We start from the raw sequence: 26792 nt of genomic DNA on the forward strand, positions 1-26792 counted from the left end.
GTTGGCAGCCAAGAAAAAACCTGCACCCAAGCGCGGCGCCAGCCGCACCCAGGCACCGGCCAAACAGCCGATCCCCGGCTGGGTGTGGTTGGCGGTTGGCCTGACCGTCGGCGCGTTCATCGTTTTCCTGATGAAGCTCGAACCGGGCGGTGGCGATATCAAGCGCACCAAGCCCGAGCAGCAGAAGCAGGAGAAGGTCGTCGAGGGCAAGTCGACAGCTGCCACCACGCAGCAACCGGTGAAGCCGAAATACGACTTCTACACCCTGCTGCCGGAGTCGGAAGTGATCGTGCCGCCAGAGGCCGTGCCGGAGAAAACACCGCCAGTGCCTGCGCAACCGGTGACCCCGGTGACGCCAGCGGAAGCGGCCAAGATCGATACCGCCCGGGCGCAGGCCGCACTGCTGGGCCAGACCCCCCCACCTGCACCGCCGGTAATCAAGCCTGCGGCGACCACACAGTTCTTCCTTCAGGCCGGTTCGTTCCGCAAGCAGGCCGATGCCGACAAAGTACGCGCGCAGATCATCCTGCTCGGTCAGGCGGTGAAGGTGGAATCGGGTACGGTCAAGGATGAGACCTGGTATCGCGTGTTGGTCGGCCCGTTCAGCAACCGTGAACAGCTGACCGGCGCGCAGAAGCAGCTGGCAGGGGCAGGGTTCAGTAATCTGCTGCTGCAGCAGCGACAGACCCGCCAGTAGTGAAAAAGGCCTTGCCGCTCAGCGCGACAAGGCCTTTTTTGTAGCCTAACGGCGCTCTGCATTGGCTTGAGAAATCTGCCCATTCAGGGTCAAAAAGTCGTACAGCACGCCAAGCAGGAACAGCCCGCCAGTGAAGAAGTAAATGATCGCGGTGATCCATTTGCCCTGATACAGGCGGTGTACGCCAAAAATGCCAAGGAATGTCAGCAGGAGCCAGGCCACGTTGAAATCGAGGCGTCCCGACTGGAAGCGCAGGTCGGCCTCGCGATCCATCGCCGGGATCAGGAACAGGTCGATCAGCCAGCCGATGCCAAGCAGGCCCAGGGTAAAGAACCAGATCGTCCCGGTGATCGGCTTGCCGTAGTAGAAACGGTGCGATCCGGTGAAGCCGAAAATCCACAGCAGGTAGCCGATGACCTTGCTGTGGGTGTCGTGAATCGGTGCACCCTGTTCATAACTGTTCATTCGTAGCCCCTGTGGGTTATCCAAAAATTTTCTAAAAAAAAATGTGACTTTTGCGTGGCACGCCGACGTACGGCAACATGACAATCGACCAACGGATCAAAAATTGATCAAAAAGCTGTTATAAAGTTGCGCGCCAACACTCAAAACCAAAATCAAAACTTCACAAGAGCTTCATCTATGCCGCCTTTGTTCAAGACATGGCTGACCCTCTGTCTATTATTGCCCCTGGCCGCCCACGCCACCAACCGTGAGCAACGTCTTCCCAATGGTTTCACCGGCTATACCACCAATGCCACGGTGAAACACGCCCCCAGCAAGCACAGTGCACTGCGTGCACGCTCAAGCAGCGCTGGCAAGGCTCACAACCTGCCTGTCGCGGCCATGTCGCCGAAGCAGAGCAGCGATGTGCTCAGCCGCGCCGTGAATGTGCTCGGTACACCTTATGTTTGGGGCGGCAGCAGCCCTAAAAAAGGGTTCGACTGCAGCGGGCTGGTTAAATACGCGTTCAACGACGTGGCCGATGTCGACTTGCCGCGCACCTCCAATGCCATGGCCCAGGGCCACGGTGTGAAGGTGCCTAAAAGCGACCTCAAGCCAGGCGATTTGATCTTCTTCAACATCAAGAGCCGCCGGGTCAACCACGTTGCCATCTACTTGGGCAACGACCGCTTCATCCATGCGCCGCGCCGCGGCAAGCGGGTGAGCATCGACAACCTGAGCAAGCCTTACTGGCAGAAGCATTATGTTGTAGCCAAGCGGGTATTGCCGAAGGAGCAGCAGCAACTGGCCCTGGCCAAGCGCTGACCGCACCGAACTGTGGGAGCGGGCTTGCCCCGCGAAGAGGCCAGCCCAGTCAGCCATGTGAATGGCCAGGGCTCTGCCCTGGTTCGCGGGGCAAGCCCGCTCCCACAGGCCGGCGACAGCATTACAAAGGCCCGATCAATCCCCTACCCCGCAACCCCCGCAGTGCCCCCTCCATCGTCCGCATCCCTTCCGCCGCCCCGGCCTGCATCACCGAACACAACTGCGCCATCCGCCCCTCGCGAATCAGATTACGCACCGCAGGCGTCGCCATCAGCACCTCCCTGGCCGCCACCCGCCCGCCGTCCACGCGTTTGACCAGCACCTGTGCGATTACCATCCGCAGCGATTGCGCCAGCATCGCCCGCACCAGCGGCTTTTCCTCGGCGGCAAACACTTCCACCAGCCGGTCAATGCTGCCCGCAGCCGAGCGCGTGTGCACCGTCGCCAGCACCAGATGCCCGGTTTCCGCCGCCCGTAGCGCCAAGCGAATCGTCTCAAGATCACGTAATTCGCCAATCATGATCACATCTGGGTCTTGGCGAAGTGCACTGCGCAACCCTTGCGCAAAGTCGCGGCAATGCCGACCGATCTCGCGCTGGTTGACCAGGCTGCGCTGGCTGCTGTGGATAACTTCGACAGGGTCTTCAAGCGTGACGATGTGCGCAGATCGCTGCCGATTAAGCTGGTCGATCAACGTCGCCAAGGTGCTGGACTTGCCACTGCCAGTAGGTCCACCGACCAGAATCAGGCCATCTGTGCACTGCGCAACAGCACGAAACACTTCTTCAAGGTCGAGTTCGTCAAGAGTGGCGATACGTTTCGGAATCAAGCGCAAGCTTGCTGCCGGGCCCTTCAACTGACGAAACAGATTCAGTCGAAAGCGGCCAAGTGACGGCAGTTCCAACGCCAGATCCTGCTCGTCCCCCCGCGCCCATTGCTGGCGCTGGGTATCGTCAAGCAGCGGCGCCAGGCATTCGGTCAATGCTGCCGGCGACACACTCGGCAGGTCCATGCGGCGCAGCTCGCCATCCACGCGCAGCATCGGTATCTCGCCCGCGGCCAGGTGCAGGTCACTTGCCCCCACATCACTGGCCCGGGTCAACAGGTCGGTCACGTCCATGAGACTCCCCAATAGCCATCAAGCAGGTAGAATGCCGCAGACCCCAGAGCCGACGGCATCGATCCATGTCCACCATAGCAGACAACCTTTCCGCCCTCGCCGCCCGCATCCACAGTGCAGCCCAGGCCGTCGGACGCGACCCGGCCAGCGTTCAGTTGCTGGCGGTGAGCAAGACCAAACCGGCCAGCGCCATCCGCGAAATCCATGCCGCAGGCGTGTGCGATGTCGGCGAGAACTACCTGCAGGAAGCCCTGGGCAAACAGGACGAACTGCGCGACCTGCCCTTGATCTGGCACTTCATCGGCCCCATTCAGTCGAACAAGACCAAAGCCATTGCCGAGCATTTCGACTGGGTGCATTCCGTGGACCGCCTGAAAATTGCCCAACGCCTGTCCGAGCAGCGCCCCCAGGGCCTGCCTCCACTGAACATCTGCTTGCAGGTGAATGTCAGCGATGAGGACAGCAAGTCGGGCTGTGCCCCAGCCGACCTGCCGGCGCTGGCCCATGCCGTGGCGGCGCTGCCCAACCTGCGCCTGCGCGGGCTGATGGCGATCCCCGAACCCAGCGAAGAGCGCGCCAAGCAAGAGGCCGCGTTCGCGACCCTGCGCCAGCTGCAGGAAGGCCTGAATCTAGGCCTGGATACCCTTTCCATGGGCATGAGTCACGACCTGGAAGCTGCGATTGCGCAAGGCGCGACCTGGGTACGTATCGGCACCGCCCTGTTCGGCGCCCGCAACTACGGGCCCGTCTGATTCCATGCTTTACTCACGCTTTCCCTCAAGGACCTGACATGAGCAAGACACATATTGCCTTCATCGGCGCCGGCAACATGGCTGCCAGCCTGATCGGCGGCCTGCGCGCCCAGGGCGTGGACGCCGCGCAGATCCGCGCCAGCGATCCAGGCGCCGAAACCCGCACCCGGGTCCAGGCCGAGCACGGCATCGAGGTGTTCGAAGACAACGCCCAGGCCATCGCCAGGGCCGACGTGATCGTCCTGGCAGTCAAGCCGCAGGTGATGAAGGCCGTCTGCGAGGCCCTGCAGCCGAACCTGCAGGATGGCCAGCTGATCGTCTCGATCGCTGCCGGCATCACCTGTGCCAGCCTGCAGGCTTGGCTCGGCGCTCGCGCCGTGGTGCGCTGCATGCCCAACACCCCGGCGCTGCTGCGCCAGGGCGTGAGTGGCCTGTATGCCACCGCCGAAGTGTCCAGCGCACAGCGCGAGCAGGCCGAGCAGCTGCTGTCGGCTGTCGGCTCCGCGCTGTGGCTGGAGCAGGAGCAACAGCTTGATGCCGTCACCGCCGTTTCCGGCAGCGGACCTGCGTATTTCTTCCTGCTGATCGAAGCCATGACCGCCGCTGGCGAGAAACTGGGCCTGCCACGCGAAACCGCCTCGCAGCTGACCCTGCAGACCGCACTGGGCGCCGCACACATGGCTGTGGCCAGCGATGTCGACGCCGCCGAACTGCGTCGCCGGGTCACCTCGCCCGCCGGCACCACCGAAGCGGCGATCAAGTCGTTCCAGGCCAGCGGTTTCGAAGCCATCGTCGAGAAAGCACTGGCAGCAGCGGCGACGCGTTCCGCCGAGCTGGCCGAGCAATTGGGTAAATAAGGAGTTCCAGATGAATGCACTGTCCGGCGCCACGATCTTCGTGGTGCAAACCCTGGTCAGCCTGTACCTGGTGATCGTCCTGCTGCGCTTCGTACTGCAGTTGGTAAAAGCCAATTTCTACAACCCGCTGTGCCAGTTCGCAGTACGCGCCACCCAGCCACTGCTCAAGCCGATCCGCCGCATCATCCCCAGCGTCGGCGGCCTGGACACCTCCTCGCTGCTGCTGGCGGTAGTCATCCAGGCGCTGCTGATGGGCTTCGTACTGATGGTCACGTACGGCACCTTCGGTGATGTCCTGCACCTGCTGATGTGGGCGATCATTGGCATCACCTCGCTGTTCCTGAAGATCTTCTGGGTGGCGATGATCGTCATGGTGATCGTTTCGTGGGTCGCGCCGAACAGCCACAACCCGGCAGCCGAACTGGCCTACCAGATCAGCGAACCCGTGCTGGCACCCTTCCGCCGCCTGGTGCCGAACCTGGGCGGCATGGACATCTCGCCGATCTTCGCCTTCCTGGCGATCCAGGTAATCCAGTCGTTCGTCATGCCTCCGCTGGCCGCCTACGCCGGCATGCCACAAGAACTGTTCCGCATGATCTGACCCCGCATGCTTCTGGCGGCAAGCCTTTGCTTGCCGCTGGGGGTAGCGCTCTTTAGACTTACGCCTCCGTCAAGCGTGAGCAGGGTCGATGTCCACTGTCCTTCCCGAAGATTCCGTCGGTCTGGTTACACCGCAAACCGCCCAATTCGATGACCCGCTGGCCCTGGCCTGCGGCCGCTCGCTAGCCAGCTACGAGCTGGTCTACGAGACCTATGGCACCCTGAACGCCAGCGCGAGCAATGCCGTGCTGATCTGCCATGCCTTGTCTGGCCATCACCATGCTGCCGGCTACCATGCCACCACCGACCGCAAGCCGGGCTGGTGGGACAGCTGCATCGGCCCGGGCAAGCCTATCGATACCAACCGCTTCTTCGTGGTCAGCCTGAACAACCTCGGCGGCTGCAACGGCAGCACCGGCCCCAGTAGCGTCAACCCGGCCACCGGCAAGCCCTATGGCGCCGACTTCCCAGTATTGACCGTGGTTGACTGGGTGCACAGCCAGGCACGCCTGGCTGATCGGTTGGGCATCAACCAGTGGGCCGCCATCGTCGGCGGCAGCCTCGGCGGCATGCAAGCGCTGCAATGGACCATGACCTACCCAGACCGCGTACGCCATTGCGTCGACATCGCCTCGGCCCCCAAGCTCTCGGCGCAGAACATCGCGTTCAACGAAGTGGCGCGCCAGGCGATCCTTACCGACCCTGAGTTCCACGGCGGCTCGTTCCAGGACCAGGGCGTAATCCCCAAGCGCGGCCTGATGCTGGCCCGCATGGTCGGGCATATCACCTACCTGTCCGACGACTCGATGGGCGAAAAATTCGGCCGCGAGCTCAAGAGCGACAAGCTCAACTACGACTTCCACAGCGTCGAATTCCAGGTCGAGAGCTACCTGCGCTATCAGGGCGAGGAATTTTCCGGCCGCTTCGACGCCAACACTTACCTGCTGATGACCAAGGCGCTGGACTATTTCGACCCGGCTGCGGCCAATGGCGGCGACCTGGCCGCGACCCTGGCCAACGTCACGGCGCACTACTGCATCATGTCGTTCACCACCGACTGGCGCTTCTCGCCGGCCCGCTCGCGCGAAATCGTCGACGCCCTGATGGCCGCACGCAAGAACGTCTGTTACCTGGAGATCGACTCGCCATACGGGCACGATGCCTTCCTGATCCCCACGCCTCGCTACATGCAGGCTTTCGCGAACTACATGAACCGCATCGCCATCTGAGGACAGCATGAGAGCCGATCTGGAAATCATCCACGACTGGATTCCCGCCGGCAGCCGGGTCCTCGACCTGGGCTGCGGCAGCGGCGAGCTGCTGGCTTCGCTGCGTGATCGCAAGCAAGTCACCGGCTACGGCCTGGAGATCGACGCCGACAACATCGCCGCCTGCGTGGCCAAGGGCGTCAACGTCATCGAGCAAGACCTCGACAAAGGTCTGGGTAACTTCGCCAGCAACAGCTTCGACGTGGTGATCATGACCCAGGCCCTGCAGGCCGTGGAGTACCCCGACCGCATCTTGGACGAGATGCTGCGGGTGGGCCGCCAGTGCATCATCACCTTCCCCAACTTCGGCCACTGGCGCTGCCGCTGGTACCTGGCGACTAAAGGCCGCATGCCGGTTTCGGACTTCATGCCGTATACCTGGTACAACACGCCGAACATTCACTTCTGTACCTTCGCCGACTTCGAACAGCTGTGTCACGAACGCCGTGCCAAGGTGCTCGACCGCCTGGCCGTCGACCACTTGCACCGCAATGGATGGGGCGGCCGGCTTTGGCCTAATCTTCTAGGTGAAATCGGTATTTATCGCGTCAGCAGCCCGGGCCTTGCGGAGCACCAACTGGCCGTCTGACGCCCAGCAGAGGAATCGCACCATGCGTCGCCTAGCCCTGTTCCTGTTCAGCCTGTGCCTGGCCCTGCCGGTACTGGCTGCGGATGCCGCCAAACCCGAGCGCAAGGAAGTTTTCGGCGACGTGACGGTGCACTACAGCGCCTTTACCTCGAGCATGCTGCAGCCGGACATCGCTGCCGCTACGGGGCTGACCCGCAGCAAGAACCAGGGGGTACTCAACGTTGCCGTGCTCAAGGCCAACAAACCGGTCATGGCGGTGGTCAGCGGCACGGTGCAGGACCTCACCGGGCGCAGCAACCCGCTGTCGTTCAAGCAAATTACCGATCAAGGGGCGGTGTACTACATCGCCCAGTTCAAGATCGAACAGGCCGAGACACTGACCTTCGACCTGAATGTCGAAACCGGCGGGGTCAGCCATAAACTCAGCTTCAACCAGGAAGTGTTCCCAGGCGAATGATGAATCTCCAGCAACTCGTATTGGCCAGCCACAACGCCGGCAAACTCAAGGAACTCCAGGCCATGCTCGGCGAGTCCGTGCAACTGCGCTCGATCGGCGAGTTCAGCCAGGTAGAACCAGAAGAAACTGGCCTGTCGTTCGTCGAGAACGCCATCCTCAAGGCGCGCAATGCCGCGCGCATTTCCGGCCTGCCTGCGCTGGCCGACGATTCCGGCTTGGCGGTGGATTGCCTCGGCGGCGCGCCGGGCATCTACTCGGCACGCTATGCCGACGGCAAGGGTGATGCAGCGAACAACGCCAAGCTGCTCGAAGCGCTCAAGGATGTACCGCAAGACCAGCGCGGCGCGCAGTTCGTCTGCGTACTGGCACTGGTGCGGCATGCTGACGATCCGCTACCAATCCTCTGTGAAGGCCTGTGGCACGGGCGCATCCTGTTCGCGGCCAGCGGTGAGCATGGCTTCGGCTACGATCCGTTGTTCTGGGTACCTGAGCGCAACTGCTCAAGCGCCGACCTCACCCCTGTGGATAAGAACCAGCTCAGCCATCGCGCCCGCGCCATGGCGCTGCTGCGTCAACGTCTGGGCCTGGCATGATCGCAACGTTGTCCGAAGCCTGCGCGGTGAAGCTCACCAGCCTGCCGCCGCTGGCGCTGTATATCCACATCCCGTGGTGCGTGCGCAAATGCCCCTATTGCGACTTCAATTCCCACGCTGCCGGTCCTGAGTTGCCGGAAGAAGCCTACGTCGATGCCTTGCTGACCGACCTCGACCAGGAGCTGGCAGCAGTGCAGGGCCGGCCTATCTCGTCGATCTTCTTCGGCGGTGGCACCCCGAGTCTGTTCAGCGCCAACGCGCTCGGCAGGCTGCTGCGTGGCGTGGAGCAACGCATTCCGTTTGCCCCGGATATCGAGATCACCCTCGAAGCCAACCCCGGAACGTTCGAGCAGGACAAGTTCAAGGCTTACCGGCAAACAGGCATCAACCGCCTGTCGATCGGCGTGCAGAGCTTCCAGCCAGCCAAGCTCGAAGCACTGGGCCGCATCCACAATGGCGACGAGGCGATCCGCGCCGCTGGCATGGCTCGTGCGGCCGGCTTCGACAACTTCAACATGGACCTGATGCACGGCCTGCCCGACCAATCACTGGATGACGCGCTGGGCGACCTGCGCCAGGCCATCGACCTGGGCCCGACCCACCTGTCCTGGTACCAGCTGACGGTGGAGCCGAACACGGTGTTCTGGAACCAGCCGCCGGAGCTGCCGGAGGACGACATCCTCTGGGACATCCAGGAGGCCGGCCAGGCGCTGATGGCCGCGAACGGCTTCAAGCAGTACGAAGTTTCAGCCTATGCCCAGGCTGACCGCGCCGCCAGGCACAACCTCAACTACTGGCGCTTTGGTGATTTCATCGGCATCGGTGCCGGTGCACACGGCAAGCTGAGCTTTGCCGATGGCCGCATCCTGCGCACCTGGAAAACCCGGCTGCCCAAGGACTACCTGAACCTGGCCAAACCGTTCAAGGCGGGCGAGAAGCTGCTGCCGGTCGAAGAGCTGCCGTTCGAATTCCTGATGAATGCATTGCGCCTGACCGATGGCGTGGAAGCCGAGCTGTTCAGCCAACGTACCGGTCTGCCACTGGCGCAACTGGCCGAGGCCAGGCGCGCTGCCGAACAAAAGGGCCTTTTGCAGGTCGAACCGGATCGACTGGTGGCCACGCCGCGCGGCCAATTGTTCCTCAATGACCTGCTGCAGTATTTCTTGACCTAAGGATGACCCATGGATCTGGTACTCGATCTGCTGGCGACGGTTTCCCGCTGGAGCCGTAGCAACCTGTCTGAGATTTCCCTCGCCCTGGTAGGCTGCCTGCTGGTGCTGTTTGGCACCGATATCAAGGGCTGGGTCGAGCAACGCCTCGGCGGCCTGGCAGGCGCGTTGCGCGTTCCGTTCATGGCGGCGCTGGTGATGATCGGTAGTGGTGCGGCGCTGATCTATGCCACGCCGTGGGTGGTGAAGGGACTGGGGCAGTTCAACAACTATGCGTTGGCGCCGGTGCTGTTGGTGGTGCTGGTGTTGATTGGCGTGGTGGCCGATCGGCGGGGATGAGTTTGCTAAAAGCTGCCCCGGAGAACCAGGGCAGCTCTACCACTCGGCTATCCTTTAAGGGGAATCGTCGAAGTGATCACGCATGAAGTCTCTCGCGGACTTGAGTACAAACAAGATCCGGATGAGCTTCCATACGCGGCTCAGCGCATCAAGCAAACGCTTCATATGCCTTGGCCTCCGTGTTGGCGGGCCAATCTTCCAGCATCTAACCGGCGCTTCGATGCCTTCGAAAACTGTGTGGGGAGTCTTCGGTGAAGTGGCCAGGTCAATGGCCCTTCGAACAATTCGCCGGCACGGTTCTCAGGCCGCGTCGAAGGGGCCGGAAAGCAGAATTCTTAGCCTACCCGGCCCATCACCGAAATCATCCACACAGGAGCAGCGCGATGATACTTGGTACATCCATTGGAAGCTGTTAACCGCTGCGACACACTTGATGCTGGATATTTCTTGTCATTGACCCACCGCCTCGAGCTGAATATGATCCCCTGACTGTGTGGGGGTTTTCGGTGAAATCCCGGAGCGAAGGATACTCAGTCCTGTCGCTCACACAAAAAAACCGCTCTTTTTAGAGCGGTTTTTTTCGCCTGCATTTCTTCAAGCCCAACATCGAGAGGCTGTCTCAGCCAATCAATCCACCTTCTCGAACTTCAAATCCCACACCCCATGCCCCAACCGCTCGCCGCGGCGTTCGAACTTGGTGATCGGGCGCTCTTCCGGGCGCGGCACATAGGTGCCGTATTCAGCACGGTTGCGATACCCAGGCGCAGCACTCATCACTTCCAGCATGTACTCGGCATAGGGCTCCCAGTCGGTCGCCATGTGGAACACGCCACCTGGTTTCAGCTTGCGCCGTACCAGCTCGGCAAACTCCAGCTGGACGATGCGGCGCTTGTGATGGCGCGCCTTGTGCCATGGGTCGGGGAAGAACAGCATCAAGCGGTCGAGGCTGTTGTCGGCCACGCAGCGGTTGAGCACTTCGATGGCGTCGCAGTCGTACACCCGCAGGTTCTTCAGTCCCTGAGTCAGCACACCGTTGAGCAGCGCCCCGACACCCGGACGGTGCACTTCGACACCGATGAAGTCCTGCTCCGGCGCGGCAGCAGCCATTTCCAGCAGGGAATGGCCCATACCGAAGCCGATCTCGAGGGTGCGCGGTGCCGAACGGCCAAACACCGAATCGTAGTCCACCACGCTGTCAGCCAGCGGCAGGATGTACAGCGGGCCACCCTGGTCCAGGCCACGTTGCTGGCCTTCAGTCATGCGCCCGGCGCGCATCACGAAACTCTTGATGCGGCGGTGTGGGCGCTGGTCGCCGTCGGCGGAGATCGGCGTATCTTGCGAGTCAGTCATCTGGGGCTCTTACTTGATCAGACCATCCAGCGGCGAAGAGGCGCTGGCATAGAGTTTTTTCGGCATGCGCCCGGCGAGGTAGGCCATGCGCCCGGCGAGGATTGCGTGTTTCATGGCTTCGGCCATCAGTACAGGCTGCTGGGCGTGGGCGATGGCCGAGTTCATCAGCACGGCTTCACAGCCCATTTCCATGGCGATGGTGGCGTCGGAAGCAGTACCCACGCCGGCATCGACCAGCACCGGCACCTTGGATTCTTCCAGGATGATCTGCAGGTTGTACGGGTTGCAGATACCCAGACCGGTGCCGATCAGGCCTGCCAGCGGCATGACCGCGATGCAGCCAACTTCGGCCAGCTGACGGGCAATGATCGGGTCGTCGCTGGTGTAGACCATTACGTCGAAACCTTCCTTGACCAACACTTCGGCGGCCTTGAGGGTTTCGATCACATTCGGGAACAGGGTCTTCTGGTCGGCGAGGACTTCCAGTTTGACCAGCGTCCTTTCTTCATGGGACTTGCGACCGTCGAGCAGTTCGCGGGCCAGGCGGCAGGTGCGTACCGCTTCCACCGCGTCGAAGCAGCCTGCGGTGTTCGGCAGGATGGTGTACTTGTCCGGGCACAGCACATCGAGCAAGTTCGGCTCGCCCTTGTTCTGGCTAAGGTTGGTACGGCGTACGGCGACGGTGACGATTTCTGAGCCCGAGGCCTCGGTGGCCAGGCGGGTTTCTTCCATGTCACGGTACTTGCCGGTGCCGACCAGCAGGCGCGACTGGAAGGTACGCCCGGCCAGGATAAAAGGCTTGTCGCTACGAACGTTGCTCATCAAAGTTCCTCTGGAAAAGGTTGCAAGGCTTGCAGGTAAATCGCCAGGCCGGAATCAGCCGCCACCGATGGCGTGGACCACTTCGACCTGGTCGCCGTCGTTCAGCTGCGTGCTGTCGTGCTGGCTGCGCGGCACGATATCCAGGTTGAGTTCCACCGCCACGCGGCGCCCGGTCAGTTCCAGGCGGGTCAGCAGGGCCGCGACGCTTTCGCCAGCGGGCAATTCGTAAGGCTCACCGTTCAGTTGAATGCGCATGCGCACGGCCACCATTGTGCTTTTCGGGCCCGCATTCTAGCGCCGATCAACGCCTTAACCCAAGGGCGGTGCACGCCATTAGTCGCGATAGTGGACCGCTTGGTCAGCCCAGGCGCCAGGCTGCCAGGCCCAGGCACAGCCACCCGGCAAGGAAACACAGGCCGCCGATGGGGGTGATGATGCCGAGTTTTCCAAACCCGCTCAGGGTCAGCATGTACAGGCTACCGGAGAACAAAACGATGCCTATGGCGAACAGACCGCCGGCCCAACCCACCAGACGCCCAGGCAAGTGGGCGGCGAGCAGCGCCACGCCGAAAATCGCCAGGGTATGCACCAACTGGTAGGTCACGCCGGTATGAAAGATCGCCAGGTAATCAGCGCTCAGGCGGTTTTTTAGTCCGTGGGCGGCGAATGCGCCAAGGGCAACACCGGTGAAGCCGAAAAACGCGGCGAGCATCAGGAAGCTGCGAAGCATGGGACGACTCCTTGTATCGGGTCTGTATAATGGCCCGTTCCAACGGTCCGGCCAAGCCATCGCCATGCTGTCATCCCTTATCCGCCGCCTCGCCCGCGCCCTGCTCTGGTTCGCTGCCGGCAGCATCGTCGTGGTGCTGGTGTTCCGCTGGGTACCGCCGCCCGGCACGGCATTGATGGCCGAACGCAAGGTGCAGTCGTGGTTCAGTGGCGAGCCGATCGACCTGCAGCGCGACTGGGAGCCGTGGGGGAACATCTCCGACGAGCTCAAGGTGGCGGTCATCGCTGGCGAGGACCAGAAGTTCGCCAACCATTGGGGCTTCGACATCCCGGCCATCCAGGCGGCGCTGGCCTATAACGAGCGTGGTGGCAGCATCCGGGGCGCCAGCACCCTGACCCAGCAAGTCGCCAAGAACCTGTTCCTGTGGTCGGGGCGCAGCTGGTTTCGCAAGGGGCTGGAGGCCTGGTTCACCGCGTTGATCGAGCTGTTCTGGTCGAAGGAGCGGATCCTCGAGGTCTATCTGAACAGCGCCGAGTGGGGCAAAGGCGTGTTTGGCGCCCAGGCTGCGGCACATTATCACTTCGGCATCGATGCCAGCCGACTGAACCGCCAGCAGGCCGCTCAACTTGCGGCAGTGCTGCCTAGCCCGATCAAGTGGAGCGCCAGTCGGCCTAGTGCCTATGTGGCCAGCCGCGCGGGGTGGATTCGCCGGCAGATGAGCCAGCTGGGTGGGCCGAGCTATCTGATGCAGCTGGATGCTTCGCGTCGGCCTTGATGGCCTCTTCGCGGCTAAAGCCGCTCCCACGGGGACCAGAGCCAGTACACACAAAAAAGCCGCTCACCCATTCAGGGCCAGCGGCTTTTTCAATGCATCCAAACTCGATCAGACCGCAATCAACGCCTTGACCTTGTTCATCGCATTCTTCTCCAGCTGACGAATACGCTCGGCCGAGACGCTGTACTTGTCCGCCAGCTCATGCAGTGTCGCTTTCTCCTCGGCCAGCCAGCGCTGGTAAAGGATGTCGCGGCTGCGCTCGTCCAAGCCCTGCAGGGCTTCATGCAGGTTGCTGGTGGAGTTGTCGCTCCAGTCGGCGTCCTCGAGTTGCACGGCAGGGTCGTAGCGATGGTCTTCCAGATAATGCGCAGGCGACTGGAAGGCGCTGTCGTCGTCCGCTTCGGCAGCCGGGTCGAACGCCATGTCCTGACCGCTCAGGCGGCTTTCCATCTCGCGCACTTCACGCGGCTCGACACCCAGGCTTTCCGCCACGCGATGTACTTCGTCGTTGTTCAGCCAGGCCAGGCGCTTCTTCTGGCTGCGCAGGTTGAAGAACAGCTTGCGCTGGGCCTTGGTGGTGGCCACTTTGACGATGCGCCAGTTGCGCAGGATGAATTCGTGGATTTCAGCCTTGATCCAGTGCACGGCGAACGACACCAGGCGCACACCCATTTCCGGGTTGAAACGCTTGACTGCCTTCATCAGGCCAACGTTGCCTTCCTGGATCAGGTCGGCCTGGGCCAGGCCGTAGCCTGCATAGCTGCGGGCGATATGCACAACGAAACGCAGGTGGGCCATCACCATTTGCCGAGCGGCCTCAAGATCCTGCTCATAATAGAGACGCTCGGCCAGATCACGCTCCTGCTCGACAGTCAGCAGCGGTATGCTGTTGACCGTGTGCACGTAGGCTTCCAGGTTCGCACCGGGTACCAGGGCATAGGCAGGTTGCAACGATGTGGTCATTCAAGAACCTCCGACTTACCAGACTCGTGCCTTGTGAGCACTGCCAACATTGACCTGGAACCAAGGTACAAGTTCCAAAAATGAAAAATTGTCAATGCTGGCACAGAAAAACTATCGAGGCGCAAGCTCGTTCAAGTGACGAGCGACCGCGATCCATGCACCGATATACCCCAACAGTACCGCCCCGATCAAGAGGGACAGACCATCGGATGCTGGCACCCCGCCCAGGGCGAAGTCACTGCCATACAGCCCGGACAGCCCTACCACGGCGTCGTTCAGCCAGTTAAGGCCGAAAGCCAGGATACCCCAGGCCAGCAGGCCCGCACCCAGGCCGTACAAGGCGCCCATGTACAGGAAAGGCCGGCGGACATAGCTGTCGGTACCGCCTACCAGCTTGATGACTTCGATCTCGACACGGCGGTTTTCAATATGTAGACGAATTGTGTTACCGATTACTAACAGCAACGCAGAAATCAGCATGACCGCCAGGCCAAAGACGAAACGATCTCCCAATTTGAGGATCGCCGCCAGGCGTTCCACCCACACCAGGTCGAGCTGGGCATTCTCCACCCGAGGCAACTCGGCCAGGCGCTGGCGCAAAGCTTCCAGGGCCGGCTTATCGACTTCGGTCGGCGTCACCACCACCACGCCAGGCAGCGGGTTATCAGGCAACTCACGCAGGGCCTCGCCCAGGCCAGACTGCTGCTGGAACTCCTCAAGCGCCTGGCCTGGGCTGACGTAAAGGGCATCGGCCACACCGGGCATGCCCTTGATTTCCTCGCGCAACGCCTCGCCTTCCTTACCGCCCGCATCGAGCTTCAAATACAACGAAATCTGCGCCGCGCGCTGCCAGGAGCCGCCCAGCACCTCGACATTTTTCAGCAACAGCGACAGGCCCATGGGCATGCTCAGCGCCACGGCCATCACCAGGCAGGTGAAGAAGCTACCGATCGGCTGTTTACCCAAGCGGCGCAAGCTGTCGGCCAGGCTGGCACGGTGGCTTTCCACCCAGGCATTGAACAGCGTGCGGAAATCCGGGCCGTCGTCATCATGCGCGCCGGGCTTTTTCTTGAGATCTTCGTCGGCGGCCTTGGGCGCGACGCGCTCGGAAACCTTGCGTGTAGGTGTAGTGCTCATTGCCCGGCCTCCCCATCGCCGATCAATCGGCCGCGCTGCAAGGTCAGCATGCGGTGGCGCATGCGCGCGATCAGTGCCAGGTCGTGGCTGGCGATCAGTACCGTGGTGCCCAGGCGGTTGATGTCTTCGAACACACCCATGATTTCCGCAGCCAGGCGCGGGTCGAGGTTACCGGTCGGTTCGTCGGCCAGCAGCAAGGCGGGCTGATGGACGATGGCGCGGGCAATGCCGACCCGTTGTTGCTGACCAGTGGACAGGTCAGCCGGGAACAGGTCGCCCTTGTCGGCCAGCGACACACGCTCCAGCGCCGAATCCACACGCTTGGCAATCTCGGCCTTGGACAGGCCGAGAATCTGCAGCGGCAGTGCGATATTGTTGAAAACGGTTCGATCGAACAACAACTGGTGGTTCTGGAACACCACCCCGATCTGGCGACGCAGAAAGGGGATCTGCGCGTTGCTGATTTGCCCCAGGTCCTGCCCTGCCAGCATCAGCTTGCCGCTGGTCGGGCGCTCCATGGCCAGCAGCAGGCGCAGCAAGGTGCTCTTGCCAGCGCCGGAATGGCCGGTGACGAACAGGAACTCGCCCCGGCGCGCCCGGAAACTCAGCTCATGCAAGCCGACATGGCCGTTGGGGTAGCGCTTGGCAACCTGTTCGAATCGGATCATGGGTGCTCTCGCTCGGCAAACAGCGCTTTGACGAAGGGCTCGGCTTCAAAAGTACGCAGGTCGTCGATGCCTTCACCGACACCAATGAAGCGGATCGGGATATTGAACTGCTTGGCCAGGGCGAAAATCACCCCGCCCTTGGCGGTGCCGTCCAGCTTGGTCAGGGCCAGGCCGGTCAGTTCCACGCTCTGGTTGAAGTACTTGGCCTGGCTGATGGCGTTCTGGCCGGTACCGGCATCGAGCACCAGAAGCACCTCGTGCGGCGCCTCGGCGTCGAGCTTGCCCATGACCCGACGAACCTTTTTCAGTTCTTCCATCAGGTTGTCCTTGGTGTGCAGACGACCGGCAGTATCGGCGATCAGTACATCGGCGCCACGGGCCTTGGCGGCCTGCACGGCATCGAAGATCACCGACGCGGAGTCGGCACCGGTGTGCTGGGCGATTACCGGAATCTGGTTGCGCTCGCCCCAGACCTGCAGCTGCTCGACGGCGGCGGCACGGAAAGTGTCGCCGGCGGCCAGCATGACCTTCTTGCCTTCGAGCTGCAGCTTCTTGGCCAGCTTACCGATAGTAGTGGTCTTGCCGGCGCCGTTCACGCCAACCACGAGGATCACGTAGGGTTTGTTCTGCGCTTCGATTTTCAATGGACGCTCGACCGGGCGCAGCAGCGCGGCCAGTTCTTCCTGCAGCGACTTGTACAGGGCATCGGCGTCGGCCAGCTGTTTGCGGGCAACCTTCTGAGTCAGGTTCTGAACGATGGTCGAGGTCGCTTCCACGCCGACGTCGGCGGTCAGCAAGCGGGTTTCGATCTCGTCGAGCAGGTCGTCGTCGATGACCTTCTTGCCCATGAACAGGCTGGCCATGCCTTCGCCGATGCTGGCGCTGGTCTTCGACAGGCCCTGCTTGAGGCGGGCGAAGAAGCCAGGTTTGGCTTGTTCGGTGGCGGCTGGGGCGGCAGCGACGGAAGTCGGCTCGGGTTCTGGCTCAGGCTCGATCGGTACTGGCGCCACGACTGGGGCTTCGACCACAGGTGCGACAGGCTCTGGCGCCGGGCGCTCGGGGATCGCTGGCGGAGCCATGGGTTCGAGGTCCGGGACCAGCGCGACAGGCTCTTCGGCTACCGGAAGCACCAGGTTGCTGACCGGCGCGGCATGCTCGACTACCGGGGCCGTCTCGACCGGTGCCACTTGCAGTGGCATAGAAGCGACTGGCTCTGGCTCGAGGATCTCGACAACCGGGGGCGGTGTGGGCTGGGCGACCGGCTCCGGTTCAATCAGCGATGGAGCCTCAGGAGCCTGTACGGGTTCGCCAGCCTGTGGCGCCTCGGTAGTAGGTTCCTCGACCGGAGCAGCTGCAGGTTGCTCGACCGTGGGGGCTTCATTCGCGGGCAAGCCCGCTCCCACAGGTTGCTGCGGCTTCTTGCGAAACCAGCTGAACAGGCCTTTTTTCTCGCCAGCCTCGGCCGGCGCTTTTTTGTCGTCGTTGGAACCAAACATGGAAGACGGCTATCTCAGGGTAGCGATGAGCCAGCAGCGGCACATCGGGAATTCTCTAAACGCAGAACAGACTATTTTGAATCCGGCTGGTTCATGCGCAATGTTTTGTCTTGAAGGCCTGCAGGCCAGAACGGCGACAGGCATGGTCGCCAGGCAACCGGATCAGTATCCTAGCACCTCCTGGCCCGCCGACGCTAAACCAGCGGGCCGCCGAACAGGTTGAACACCTTATGAATGCTCTAGCCCGCCGCGCCGCTGGCCTGTTGCTTGGCACGCTGTGCCTGCCACTCGCGGCCTTTGCCGCCGATGTGCAACCCACCCACGAATTTATTCTCGACAACGGCCTGAAAGTGGTCGTACGCGAGGATCACCGTGCGCCGGTGGTGGTTTCGCAGATCTGGTACAAGGTCGGCTCCAGCTACGAGACCCCGGGCCAGACCGGCCTGTCCCACGCCCTGGAGCACATGATGTTCAAGGGCAGCGCCAAGATCGGCCCTGGCGAAGCCTCGCGCATCCTGCGTGACCTGGGCGCGGAAGAAAATGCCTTTACCAGCGACGACTACACCGCGTACTACCAGGTGCTGGCCCGCGATCGCCTGCCGGTGGCCTTGGAGCTTGAAGCCGACCGCCTGGCCAGCCTGCGCTTGCCGGCCGACGAGTTCAGCCGCGAAATCGAGGTGATCAAGGAAGAACGCCGCCTGCGCACCGACGATCAGCCCGGTTCCAAGGCCCTGGAATTGTTCCGCGCCATGGCCTACCCGGCCAGCGGCTACCATACGCCGACCATCGGCTGGATGGCCGACCTCGAACGCATGCAGGTCGAGGAACTGCGCCACTGGTACGAGTCCTGGTATGCACCGAACAACGCCACCCTGGTCGTGGTGGGTGATGTCACCGCCGATGAGGTCAAGGGCCTTGCGCAGAAGTATTTCGGCCCGATCCCCAAACGCCAGATACCGCCGGCCAAGCTGCCGCTGGAACTGGCCGAGCCAGGCCTGCGCAAGCTGACCCTGCACGTGCGCACCCAGCTGCCCAGCCTGATCTACGGTTTCAACGTACCTGGCCTGGCCACTGCCAAGGACCCACGCACCGTGCACGCCCTGCGGCTGATCTCGGCCCTGCTTGACGGCGGCTACAGCGCCCGCCTGCCGGCGCGCCTGGAACGTGGCCAGGAGCTGGTGGCCGGCGCCTCGTCCAGCTACAACGCCTTCACCCGCGGCGACAGCCTGTTCCTGGTTTCGGCCACACCGAACGTGCAGAAACAGAAAACCCTCGCCGAAGTCGAGAAAGGCGTCTGGCAGCTGCTCGACGAACTCAAGACCACGCCACCCAGCGCCGAAGAACTGGAGCGTGTTCGCGCCCAGGTGATCGCAGGGCTGGTCTACGATCGCGACTCCATCAGCAGCCAGGCCACCACCATCGGCCAACTGGAAACGGTCGGCCTGTCCTGGAAGCTGATCGACAGCGAACTGGACGAGCTCAAGCGCGTGACCCCCGCCGACATCCAGAACGCCGCGCGTACTTATTTCACCCGCGAACGGCTGAGCGTTGCCCATGTACTGCCAGAGGAGTCCGCTCATGAGTGATCGCAGCGCACCCCGCTACACCCTGATCGGCGCGGGCCTCATCGCGCTGGTGGTGGCCGTCGCCGCCATCCTCGCCCGCCCCGCCCATTCCGAAGCCGATAGCACAGCGGCCCGACCGGCCAATACCTTGCAGTCGTTGGCCGACCTGGACGGCAAGGCGCCCAGCCGGCGCCAGCTGAACATCCAGAACTGGACCACCGCCGAAGGTGCCCGGGTGCTGTTCGTCGAAGCCCGCGAGCTGCCGATGTTCGACCTGCGCGTGACCTTCGCCGCCGGCAGCAGCCAGGACGGCAACACGCCAGGCCTGGCCACCCTGACCAACGCCATGCTCAACGAGGGCGTGGCCGGCAAGGACGTGACAGCCATTGCCGAAGGCTTCGAGGGCCTCGGCGCGGACTTCGGCAATGGTTCCTACCGCGACATGGCCGTGGCTTCGCTGCGCAGCCTGAGCGTGAAGGACAAGCGCGACCCGGCGCTCAAGCTGTTCGCTGAAGTCACCGGCCAGCCGACGTTCCCGGAAGATGCACTGAAACGCATCAAGAACCAGTTGCTGGCCGGTTTCGAATACGAGAAGCAGAACCCCGGCAAGATCGCCGGCAAGGCGCTGTTCGGCAAACTCTATGGCGACCACCCGTACGGCAAGCCGAGCGACGGCAGCGCCGAGAGCATCCCCGGCATCACCCTGGACCAACTGCGCGCATTCCACGCCAAAGCTTATGCGGCCGGCAACGCGGTAATCGCCCTGGTCGGCGACCTCAGCCGCGAAGAAGCCGAGGCCGTCGCCGCTCAGGTCTCCGCCGCGCTGCCCAAAGGCCCGGCGCTGGCCAAGCCAAGCCAACCGGTCGAGCCGAAAGCGGGTGCCACCCACATCGACTTCCCGTCCAAGCAGACCCACCTGATGCTGGCCGAGCTGGGTATCGACCGCCAGGACCCGGACTGGCCCGCCCTGTCACTGGGCAACCAGATCCTCGGTGGCGGCGCCTTTGGCACCCGCCTGATGAGTGAAGTGCGAGAAAAACGCGGCCTGACCTACGGCGTATACTCGGTGTTCAGCCCGATGCAGGTACGCGGTCCGTTCATGATCAACCTGCAGACGCGTGCCGAAGTCAGCGAGGGCACACTGAAGCTGGTTCAGGGTATTCTTGCCGACTACCTCAAGACTGGCCCCACCCAGCAAGAACTGGATGACGCCAAGCGCGAACTGGCCGGCAGCTTCCCGCTGTCCAATGCCAGTAATGCGAGCATTGTCGGCCAACTGGGCGCCATCGGCTTCTACAATTTGCCGCTGACCTGGCTGGAAGACTTCATGCAGCAGTCCCAGGCGCTGACCGTGGAGCAGGTCAAGGCCGCGATGAACAAGCACCTGGCTGCCGATAAACTGGTGATCGTCACCGTCGGCCCGAACGTGCCGCAGAAGCCGCTGCCAGCCCCCACTGACAAACCCGCCGAGCAACCGCTTGGCGTACCGGAGCATTAATGCCTAGATCCACCCCTCCCGCCCGCCCACAGCAGGGCCAAAGCAAGGGCCAGGGTCACTTGCGCATCATCGCCGGCGAGTGGCGCAGCCGCCGCCTGGCGGTCCCCGAAGGCGACGGCCTGCGGCCGACCACCGACCGCGTGCGGGAAACTGTATTCAACTGGCTAGCGCCTTATATCGAAGGTGCCCGAGTGCTGGATGCCTTCACCGGCAGCGGTGCCCTGGTGCTCGAAGCGTTGTCCCGTGGAGCTGAGGATGCCGTTGCGCTGGACAGCAATGCGGCGGCGATCAGCAACCTGAAGAACAACCTGGAAATCCTCCGTTGCCCGCGCGGGCAGATTCTCCAGACCGACGCCCTGCGCTACTTGCAGGGGCCGGCCAAGCAGCAATTCGACGTGGTGTTCCTCGACCCGCCGTTTCACCAGGACTTGTTGGCCAACACCTGCAACCTGCTGGAGCAGAACCAGTGGCTGCGCGACCAGGCCTGGATCTACACCGAAAGCGAAGCAGCGCCCTCCACCTTGCAACTGCCGGGTAACTGGCGTCTGCACCGAGAGAAGAAGACAGGCCAAGTGCATTACGCACTCTGGCAACGGGGCTGACCGACAGCCCCATCCTTGCTTGCAGACATAAGTAGCGCAGGCGACACCTCTGCTTGATCGAAGCTGCTCCGACCTATGCCAAACGGAGCGCTTTCGATCATGCCCACTACGCCTTCTGCAGCCCTGCAACGGTTCACGCTCGACAACGGCCTGACCGTGTATCTGCGCGAAGACCATCGCTCCTCGCTGGTGACCGCTCAACTTTGGTACCACGTGGGGTCCAGCCAGGAACCGACAGGTCAGTCCGGCCTCTGCCACCTGGTCGAGCACTTGATGTTCGAAGGCAGCAGCAAGCTCGCCCCTGGCGATTACATGAAGGTCATGACGCAACTCGGGGGCGACCCGAATGCATTTACCATGGCTGACGCCACCTGCTTCCCGATAACGCTGCCCGCCAGCCGGCTGGAGGTGGTACTGGAGATCATGGCCGACACCATGGTAACCGCCACACTCGCGGAGCAACCTTTTGCCAGGGAGCTGGACGTGGTCAAGGCCGAGCGGCGCTTGCACGTCGACAATTCGGCCATGGGCCTTGCCCTGGAGCGTGCAGAGATCCTGGCCAACAGCCACAGTCCCTATGCGACGCCCACCATCGGTCACCTTTCAGACCTGCAGCATCTGAACATAGCCAATGTGCGCAGTTGGTATGACGACTGGTATCAGCCAAACAACGCCTCGCTGGTGATCGTTGGGGCAATCGACATGGCGACCTTGAGACCACTGGTCGAGCGCCACTTCGCATCGATACCTGCTGCCAGCCTGCCCGAACGCTGGGCGCCTGTCACCAGCCAGCGCTACAGGCATCGCCGCCAGACCATCGCCTTACCCGGCCTGCCACAAGGGGCGATCCTGTCTTTCAATACGCCCAGCATGGCGACTGCGAGCAACTCGACCCTCACTCATGCGCTGCGGTTGATACCCGAGTTGCTGGCAAACGGCAACAGCTCCCGGTTGTACTTGCGCACAGTGCGAGACAAGGCACTGCTGCTGTCCCTGAAGGCCGATTATGACTACTTGCGGCGGGGCCCCAGCCTGCTGACGCTCGCCCTCTACGCCAACCCCACCAATGCCTCGGCAGAATCGGCTAGCGAAGCTGTCATGCAGGAGATAGAACAACTACGCCATAGCGCCCCCAGCGAGGACGAAGTCAAGCGTGCCAAAACACGCTTGCTCGCGCAGCGGGTCTTCGGGCGTGACAACATTGCCGAACAAGCCAACACCATTGGCCGATACGCTGTAAGTGGCCTCGACCCTGCCATGATCGACCATGAGCGCCAACAGATAGAGGCAATCACCGCTGAGGATATTCGCACGGCGGCGAATCTTTACCTCACGCGCGAGCGCCTGACGATCACCTACCTGCAAGAGGGCAAGGTCCCCTCGACGCTCGCCGAGCGCGCTGCCCAAACCACCGTACACCCCCTGCTCTCACTGCAAGATCTCCAGCGGCCACAGCCCGTTCTGAAGATCCCGACCGTGCAAAGCTGGGAGACTGACGAAGGTGCCCAGGCCAGATTCGTCGCGACGCACGAACTGCCCATGGTCGACCTGGTGCTGAGCTTTGCCGCCGGCAGTCGGCTCGATGGCGACAAACCTGGGCTCGCCGCGCTGACCCTGTCAATGCTCAGCACAGGCACGACACGCCTGGACGCAGGGCAGTTCGCCGAACAGATCGAGCAGTTGGGCGCGGTGTATACGCGGAACATCACCCACGACCGGGCCACTCTCTCATTGCGCTGCTTGTCGGGCGAAGTGCTTGACCAGGCAGTCGAACTGATCATCGACATGGTTGCCCAGCCTTCCCTGAAGGCAGACGAACTTGCCGCGCTCAAAATCCATGCATTGCAAGCCAACCAGCGACGGGAGGCGTCTTCCGTGCTACGCGCCCGCAGGGCAGCCTTTGCCCACGTGTTGGGTGATCATCCCTATGGGTCACCCCTGCACGGCACTGCTGAAGGTATCGCGGCAACCAGTGCGGACGACATCAGGCACTTCCATCAGCGAGCCTATTCAGCCAACAACCTGGAAATCTCTCTGGTCGGCGACCTTTCGCCAACAGCGGCCCAGGCTATTTCCCAGCGAATCTGCAGAGCGCTGCCGCAATCCTGGCTTGCTACCGAACCGCCACCGCTACCGGACTTCAAGCACGCCGATCTGTCCTTGAAGGACACTGGCACCAGCCATGCCATGTTGATGCTCCTGCCAATGGGCGCAAAGCCTACCGATGACGACTACCTGGCCATGGTCTTGGCCAACGATGTGCTGGGGAGCGGCGGCGATGACTCACGCCTGTTCAAGGCATTGCGTCTGAAGCATGGCCTGACTTACACGATTCGCTCGGGGTTCACCAGCGCAGGCTCCTATCTCTACATCGAATGGGATGTGGCTTCCGAATTTTCAGAGGTTTCGCGACAGTTGGTGCGCAACGTACTCGGGGATATCGTGGATGAGGGACCCACTCAGGCTGAACTCGATCTGGTCAAACAGGCGCTGCTGGGAGAGCTGCAACGTAAACTGGCAACCAACCACACACTGGTACGTCTTTTAGCCAAGCTGGCTGAGCAAGGATTACCCGCTGACAACCTTTCCACGTTCGGCGATAGCGTTCTGGCGGTTACGCCTGAAATGGCACGCGTTGCCCTCAAATTGCGCCTGGCGCCTCTGAAAGCAGTGACCGTCACCGTTGGCCCTGAGGTCGAGCAGCAAGCACTGCCGGCCATCGACCAATAGCGCAGATACAGTGGCGGTGTTTCATGGCACTCTAGGCAAGCACACCACGAGTCGCCCAGCATGCCCAGCCCCACCGCCACATTCCGCCCGGCTACCGGGCTGTCCAACCCTCACCTGCAAACCCTGTGGGGCCCGCTGTGGCGCAAGCTGCCGACGCTGGAGCGCAACCGCGAACGGTTGTGGCTGGCCGATGGCGACTTTCTCGACCTCGACTGGCATGGCCCACACCAGCCGGATGCCCCCCTGGTGCTGGTACTGCACGGCCTGACCGGCTCGTCCCATTCGCCCTATGTCAAAGGCTTGCAACAGGCATTGCAAACCCGAGGCTGGGCCAGCGTCGCTGTCAACTGGCGCGGTTGCTCGGGTGAACCCAACCTGCTGGCGCGCAGTTACCATTCCGGCGCCAGCGAAGACCTGGCGGAAGTGGTCGCTCACCTGCGCGCCCAGCGCCCACTGGCGCCCCTGTACGCCGTCGGCTACTCGTTGGGCGGTAATGTGCTGCTCAAGTACCTGGGTGAACGTGGCAGCGCCAGCGAGTTGCAGGCGGCAGTGGCGGTGTCCGTGCCATTTCGCCTGGACCAATGCGCAGACCGCATCGGCCAGGGCTTTTCCAAGGTCTACCAGGCGCATTTCATGCGCGAGATGATGGCCTACGTGGCGGTGAAACAACGCCACTTCCGTGCCCAGGGGCATCAGGAAGGCCTGGCCGCGCTCGACCGTCTGGGGCCGTTGCACAAGTTGCGCACGCTCTGGGATTTCGACGGCAAGGTGACCGCACCGCTCAACGGCTTCGACGACGCGCACGACTACTATCGCCGAGCCTCCAGCCGCTATTACCTCGGTCAGAACCGCACACCGACGCTGATCATCCATTCCACCGATGACCCGTTCGTGTCCGCTCACAGCCTCCCCGCCGCCAGCGAACTGGCGCCACAGACCCATTTTGAACTGCATGAACGAGGCGGCCATGTGGGATTTGTCGAGGGCAGCCTGCGAAACCCGGGTTATTACCTGGAGCGGCGGATTCCGCAATGGCTGGTGGACGGTGCCTGAACCGGCAGGTTAGTCGCCGCAGGCAACCTGATGCCGTGGATCGTTGATCCACTCACTCCACGACCCGGCATACAGCCTGCCCAGCGGATACCCTGCCAGTGCCAGGGCGAACAGGTTATGGCAGGCCGTTACCCCCGATCCGCAATATGCGACCAACTGCTCCGGCGCCCGGCCGGCCAGCTTCTCGGCGAAGCGTTGCTTGAGTTGCTCCTGCGCCAGGAAACGCCCATCGGCGCCGAGGTTGTCGGTAAATGCGGCGCACTGAGCACCTGGAATATGCCCGGCCACCGGGTCGATCGGCTCCACCTCACCACGGAATCGCGGCAATGCACGCGCATCGATCAGGGTCATCTCCGGCTTGCTCAACTGCTTGGCCAGGTGTTCGGCATCGATCAGCAGCCTGGCGTCCGGCTCACCCTGGAATGAACCTTCACGGCGGGCTGGCGCATCCAGGCTCAACGGCAGGTGCGCTGCGTGCCAAGCCTTGAGGCCGCCATCGAGAATGGCCACACCGCTGCGCTTGCCCAGCCAGGCGAGCAACCACCAGGCACGTGCGGCGAAGGCGCCGGGGCCGTCGTCGTACAGCACCACTTCACTGTCGTTGTCCAGCCCCCAGTCACGCAGGCGCTCGACCAGCTTATGCGGATCGGGAAGCGGGTGACGCCCGGTCTTGCCCTTGCTGACCGGCCCACTGAGGTCACGTTCCAAGTCGGCGAAATGCGCCCCGGCGATATGCCCCTCGGCATAGCTGCGTTGGCCGTAATCCACATCCTCCAGGGCAAAACGACAATCTAGGATCACCAGCGTGGGCGAGTCCAGACGCTCGGCCAGCTGCTGCGGGGTGATCAATTGCGCGAGGGGCATGACAATCTCCTGATCGATGGCACGAAGGCCCTGAGCTACTGCTCCAGGGCCTGGTTGAATGGAACATGGAATTCCTGGCACAGGGCATCCACGGCAGTGCGAGCGTTGGCGGTGACGAAGCCGAGTTCCAGCACCAGTACCTGATAGACGCCACGCATGAAGGCTTCTTCACCTAGATGAGCGGAATGCTCCCGCGTGGTACTGAGAAATCGTACCCACGAGGTCAGGACGATCCAGGCATTGATGGTTAGCGATTCGATCTGGGCAGGTGCCATGGCCAGGATTCCGGCCTCGACGAAGCCCCGATAGATGGCTTGGCCCTGGCGCAGGCAGCGTTCGGAAAAGCGTCGGTATCGGGCGGCAAGCTCCGCGTCGCTGTCGAGCAGGTGCTCCAGGTCGCGGTGCAGGAAGCGGTAGTTCCACATCGCGTCGAGCAGCGCCTTGAGGTAGAAACGCTTGTCTTCAACCGTGGGCGCGCGTCCTTGCGGCGGGCGCAGGAAGCTGTCCACTAGCGTTTCGTACTGGCTGAACAACACGGCGATGATCGCCTGCTTGTTGGGGAAGTGGTAGTACAGGTTGCCGGGCGAAATTTCCATGTGCGCGGCAATGTGGTTGGTGCTCACGCTACGCTCGCCCTGCTGGTTGAACAGCTCCAGGCTGTTCTGCACGATGCGCTCTCGGGTCTTCATGCGCGGGGCCATGCTCAGCTCCCAGTCTGCAGGCTTACGGTCATGGCCCATCTTACGGTGTAACACGGCCTGGATGCACCGTTCGCGCCTGCGAAAAAAGTCGTACCATGGTGCCGATTAGAGTATAGGCTCTAGGGAAT

Annotated in this window: 29 protein-coding genes; 17 read left to right on the plus strand and 12 right to left on the minus strand. The window is 62.5% G+C overall.

The window, feature by feature from the left end; genetic code table 11:
- The first annotated feature begins 1 nt into the window (after position 1).
- The gene (locus ACZ6YA_RS13970) at positions 2–697 is read left to right on the plus strand and encodes an SPOR domain-containing protein (protein WP_465897711.1); all 696 of its coding nucleotides are present in this window, start codon (positions 2–4) and stop codon (positions 695–697) included.
- Between the two features lie 45 nt (positions 698–742).
- On the opposite strand, the gene ACZ6YA_RS13975 is transcribed toward ACZ6YA_RS13970, so the two are convergent.
- Positions 743–1162, minus strand: a complete 420-nt coding sequence (locus ACZ6YA_RS13975) for an NINE protein (protein ID WP_465897712.1) — start codon at positions 1160–1162, stop codon at positions 743–745.
- Positions 1163–1339: 177 nt separating this feature from the next.
- On the opposite strand from ACZ6YA_RS13975, the gene ACZ6YA_RS13980 reads away from it, so the two are divergent.
- Entirely contained in the window at positions 1340–1966 is a 627-nt protein-coding gene (locus tag ACZ6YA_RS13980; RefSeq protein ID WP_465897713.1) for a C40 family peptidase, read from the plus strand.
- Positions 1967–2087: 121 nt separating this feature from the next.
- On the opposite strand, the gene ACZ6YA_RS13985 is transcribed toward ACZ6YA_RS13980, so the two are convergent.
- A complete protein-coding gene (locus ACZ6YA_RS13985; protein WP_465897714.1) occupies positions 2088–3086 on the minus strand; it encodes a type IV pilus twitching motility protein PilT in 999 nt (332 codons plus the stop codon).
- Positions 3087–3151: 65 nt separating this feature from the next.
- Here ACZ6YA_RS13985 and ACZ6YA_RS13990 point away from each other — a divergent pair, with 65 nt between their 5' ends.
- From ACZ6YA_RS13990 to ACZ6YA_RS14030, 9 genes are all read left to right on the plus strand, one after another.
- On the plus strand, positions 3152–3838 hold the full coding sequence (locus ACZ6YA_RS13990; RefSeq protein ID WP_465897715.1) for a YggS family pyridoxal phosphate-dependent enzyme: 687 nt from the start codon (positions 3152–3154) through the stop codon (positions 3836–3838).
- A gap of 38 nt (positions 3839–3876) precedes the next feature.
- Positions 3877–4695 (plus strand): pyrroline-5-carboxylate reductase, encoded by an 819-nt coding sequence (gene proC / locus ACZ6YA_RS13995; protein WP_465897716.1) that lies wholly within the window; start codon positions 3877–3879, stop codon positions 4693–4695.
- A 10-nt stretch (positions 4696–4705) separates the two neighbouring features.
- Complete coding sequence (locus ACZ6YA_RS14000; RefSeq protein WP_465897717.1) at positions 4706–5296, plus strand: YggT family protein; 591 nt, start codon at positions 4706–4708, stop codon at positions 5294–5296.
- 88 nt (positions 5297–5384) lie between these two features.
- Positions 5385–6524, plus strand: a complete 1140-nt coding sequence (gene metX, locus ACZ6YA_RS14005) for a homoserine O-succinyltransferase MetX (RefSeq protein WP_465897718.1) — start codon at positions 5385–5387, stop codon at positions 6522–6524.
- Between the two features lie 7 nt (positions 6525–6531).
- Complete coding sequence (gene metW, locus ACZ6YA_RS14010; protein WP_465897719.1) at positions 6532–7152, plus strand: methionine biosynthesis protein MetW; 621 nt, start codon at positions 6532–6534, stop codon at positions 7150–7152.
- A 22-nt stretch (positions 7153–7174) separates the two neighbouring features.
- Positions 7175–7609, plus strand: coding sequence for a DUF4426 domain-containing protein (locus ACZ6YA_RS14015; protein ID WP_465897720.1), 435 nt, complete (start codon positions 7175–7177; stop codon positions 7607–7609).
- Complete coding sequence (rdgB, locus tag ACZ6YA_RS14020; RefSeq protein ID WP_465897721.1) at positions 7606–8202, plus strand: RdgB/HAM1 family non-canonical purine NTP pyrophosphatase; 597 nt, start codon at positions 7606–7608, stop codon at positions 8200–8202. Before ACZ6YA_RS14015 ends, rdgB begins: the two co-directional genes overlap by 4 nt.
- Entirely contained in the window at positions 8199–9374 is a 1176-nt protein-coding gene (hemW, locus tag ACZ6YA_RS14025) for a radical SAM family heme chaperone HemW (protein ID WP_465897722.1), read from the plus strand. Before rdgB ends, hemW begins: the two co-directional genes overlap by 4 nt.
- Positions 9375–9383: 9 nt before the next feature.
- On the plus strand, positions 9384–9710 hold the full coding sequence (locus ACZ6YA_RS14030) for a DUF3392 family protein (RefSeq protein ID WP_465897723.1): 327 nt from the start codon (positions 9384–9386) through the stop codon (positions 9708–9710).
- A 627-nt stretch (positions 9711–10337) separates the two neighbouring features.
- Here the strand turns inward: ACZ6YA_RS14030 and trmB are convergent.
- The 4 genes from trmB to ACZ6YA_RS14050 form a co-directional block, all read right to left on the minus strand.
- Positions 10338–11060 carry a tRNA (guanosine(46)-N7)-methyltransferase TrmB gene (gene trmB, locus ACZ6YA_RS14035; protein WP_465897724.1) on the minus strand — a complete coding sequence of 241 codons (723 nt, stop codon included), beginning with the start codon at positions 11058–11060 and terminating at the stop codon, positions 10338–10340.
- Between the two features lie 9 nt (positions 11061–11069).
- The gene (locus tag ACZ6YA_RS14040) at positions 11070–11882 is read right to left on the minus strand and encodes a thiazole synthase (RefSeq protein WP_465897725.1); all 813 of its coding nucleotides are present in this window, start codon (positions 11880–11882) and stop codon (positions 11070–11072) included.
- Positions 11883–11936: 54 nt separating this feature from the next.
- Positions 11937–12137, minus strand: coding sequence for a sulfur carrier protein ThiS (gene thiS / locus ACZ6YA_RS14045; RefSeq protein ID WP_012312305.1), 201 nt, complete (start codon positions 12135–12137; stop codon positions 11937–11939).
- A gap of 103 nt (positions 12138–12240) precedes the next feature.
- Positions 12241–12612 carry a DUF423 domain-containing protein gene (locus tag ACZ6YA_RS14050; protein WP_465897726.1) on the minus strand — a complete coding sequence of 124 codons (372 nt, stop codon included), beginning with the start codon at positions 12610–12612 and terminating at the stop codon, positions 12241–12243.
- Positions 12613–12676: 64 nt separating this feature from the next.
- On the opposite strand from ACZ6YA_RS14050, the gene mtgA reads away from it, so the two are divergent.
- Complete coding sequence (gene mtgA / locus ACZ6YA_RS14055) at positions 12677–13387, plus strand: monofunctional biosynthetic peptidoglycan transglycosylase (protein ID WP_465897727.1); 711 nt, start codon at positions 12677–12679, stop codon at positions 13385–13387.
- Positions 13388–13495: 108 nt separating this feature from the next.
- Here the strand turns inward: mtgA and rpoH are convergent, their stop codons facing one another.
- The 4 genes from rpoH to ftsY form a co-directional block, all read right to left on the minus strand.
- Complete coding sequence (rpoH, locus tag ACZ6YA_RS14060; protein ID WP_008092958.1) at positions 13496–14350, minus strand: RNA polymerase sigma factor RpoH; 855 nt, start codon at positions 14348–14350, stop codon at positions 13496–13498.
- A gap of 111 nt (positions 14351–14461) precedes the next feature.
- Positions 14462–15487: a permease-like cell division protein FtsX gene (gene ftsX / locus ACZ6YA_RS14065; protein ID WP_465897728.1), complete on the minus strand. Its 1026-nt coding sequence runs from the start codon at positions 15485–15487 to the stop codon at positions 14462–14464.
- The gene (ftsE, locus tag ACZ6YA_RS14070; RefSeq protein WP_465897729.1) at positions 15484–16155 is read right to left on the minus strand and encodes a cell division ATP-binding protein FtsE; all 672 of its coding nucleotides are present in this window, start codon (positions 16153–16155) and stop codon (positions 15484–15486) included. Before ftsE ends, ftsX begins: the two co-directional genes overlap by 4 nt.
- On the minus strand, positions 16152–17651 hold the full coding sequence (gene ftsY, locus ACZ6YA_RS14075) for a signal recognition particle-docking protein FtsY (RefSeq protein WP_465897730.1): 1500 nt from the start codon (positions 17649–17651) through the stop codon (positions 16152–16154). Before ftsY ends, ftsE begins: the two co-directional genes overlap by 4 nt.
- A 230-nt stretch (positions 17652–17881) precedes the next feature.
- Between ftsY and ACZ6YA_RS14080 the strand changes: the two genes are divergently transcribed.
- The 5 genes from ACZ6YA_RS14080 to ACZ6YA_RS14100 all read left to right on the plus strand — a co-directional run bounded on the left by ACZ6YA_RS14080 (position 17882) and on the right by ACZ6YA_RS14100 (position 25099).
- Positions 17882–19237, plus strand: a complete 1356-nt coding sequence (locus tag ACZ6YA_RS14080; RefSeq protein WP_465897731.1) for a M16 family metallopeptidase — start codon at positions 17882–17884, stop codon at positions 19235–19237.
- Entirely contained in the window at positions 19230–20714 is a 1485-nt protein-coding gene (locus ACZ6YA_RS14085; RefSeq protein WP_465897732.1) for a M16 family metallopeptidase, read from the plus strand. Before ACZ6YA_RS14080 ends, ACZ6YA_RS14085 begins: the two co-directional genes overlap by 8 nt.
- A complete protein-coding gene (gene rsmD, locus ACZ6YA_RS14090; protein WP_387522843.1) occupies positions 20714–21316 on the plus strand; it encodes a 16S rRNA (guanine(966)-N(2))-methyltransferase RsmD in 603 nt (200 codons plus the stop codon). Before ACZ6YA_RS14085 ends, rsmD begins: the two co-directional genes overlap by 1 nt.
- Positions 21317–21415: 99 nt before the next feature.
- A complete protein-coding gene (locus ACZ6YA_RS14095) occupies positions 21416–24046 on the plus strand; it encodes a M16 family metallopeptidase (RefSeq protein ID WP_465897733.1) in 2631 nt (876 codons plus the stop codon).
- Between the two features lie 60 nt (positions 24047–24106).
- A complete protein-coding gene (locus ACZ6YA_RS14100) occupies positions 24107–25099 on the plus strand; it encodes a hydrolase (RefSeq protein WP_465897734.1) in 993 nt (330 codons plus the stop codon).
- Positions 25100–25108: 9 nt separating this feature from the next.
- Here the strand turns inward: ACZ6YA_RS14100 and ACZ6YA_RS14105 are convergent, their stop codons facing one another.
- Entirely contained in the window at positions 25109–25963 is an 855-nt protein-coding gene (locus ACZ6YA_RS14105) for a sulfurtransferase (RefSeq protein ID WP_465897735.1), read from the minus strand.
- Positions 25964–25998: 35 nt separating this feature from the next.
- Positions 25999–26664, minus strand: a complete 666-nt coding sequence (locus ACZ6YA_RS14110; protein WP_465897737.1) for a TetR/AcrR family transcriptional regulator — start codon at positions 26662–26664, stop codon at positions 25999–26001.
- Between the last annotated feature and the right edge of the window lie 128 nt (positions 26665–26792).

This window comes from Pseudomonas sp. NPDC090752 (assembly GCF_055584805.1).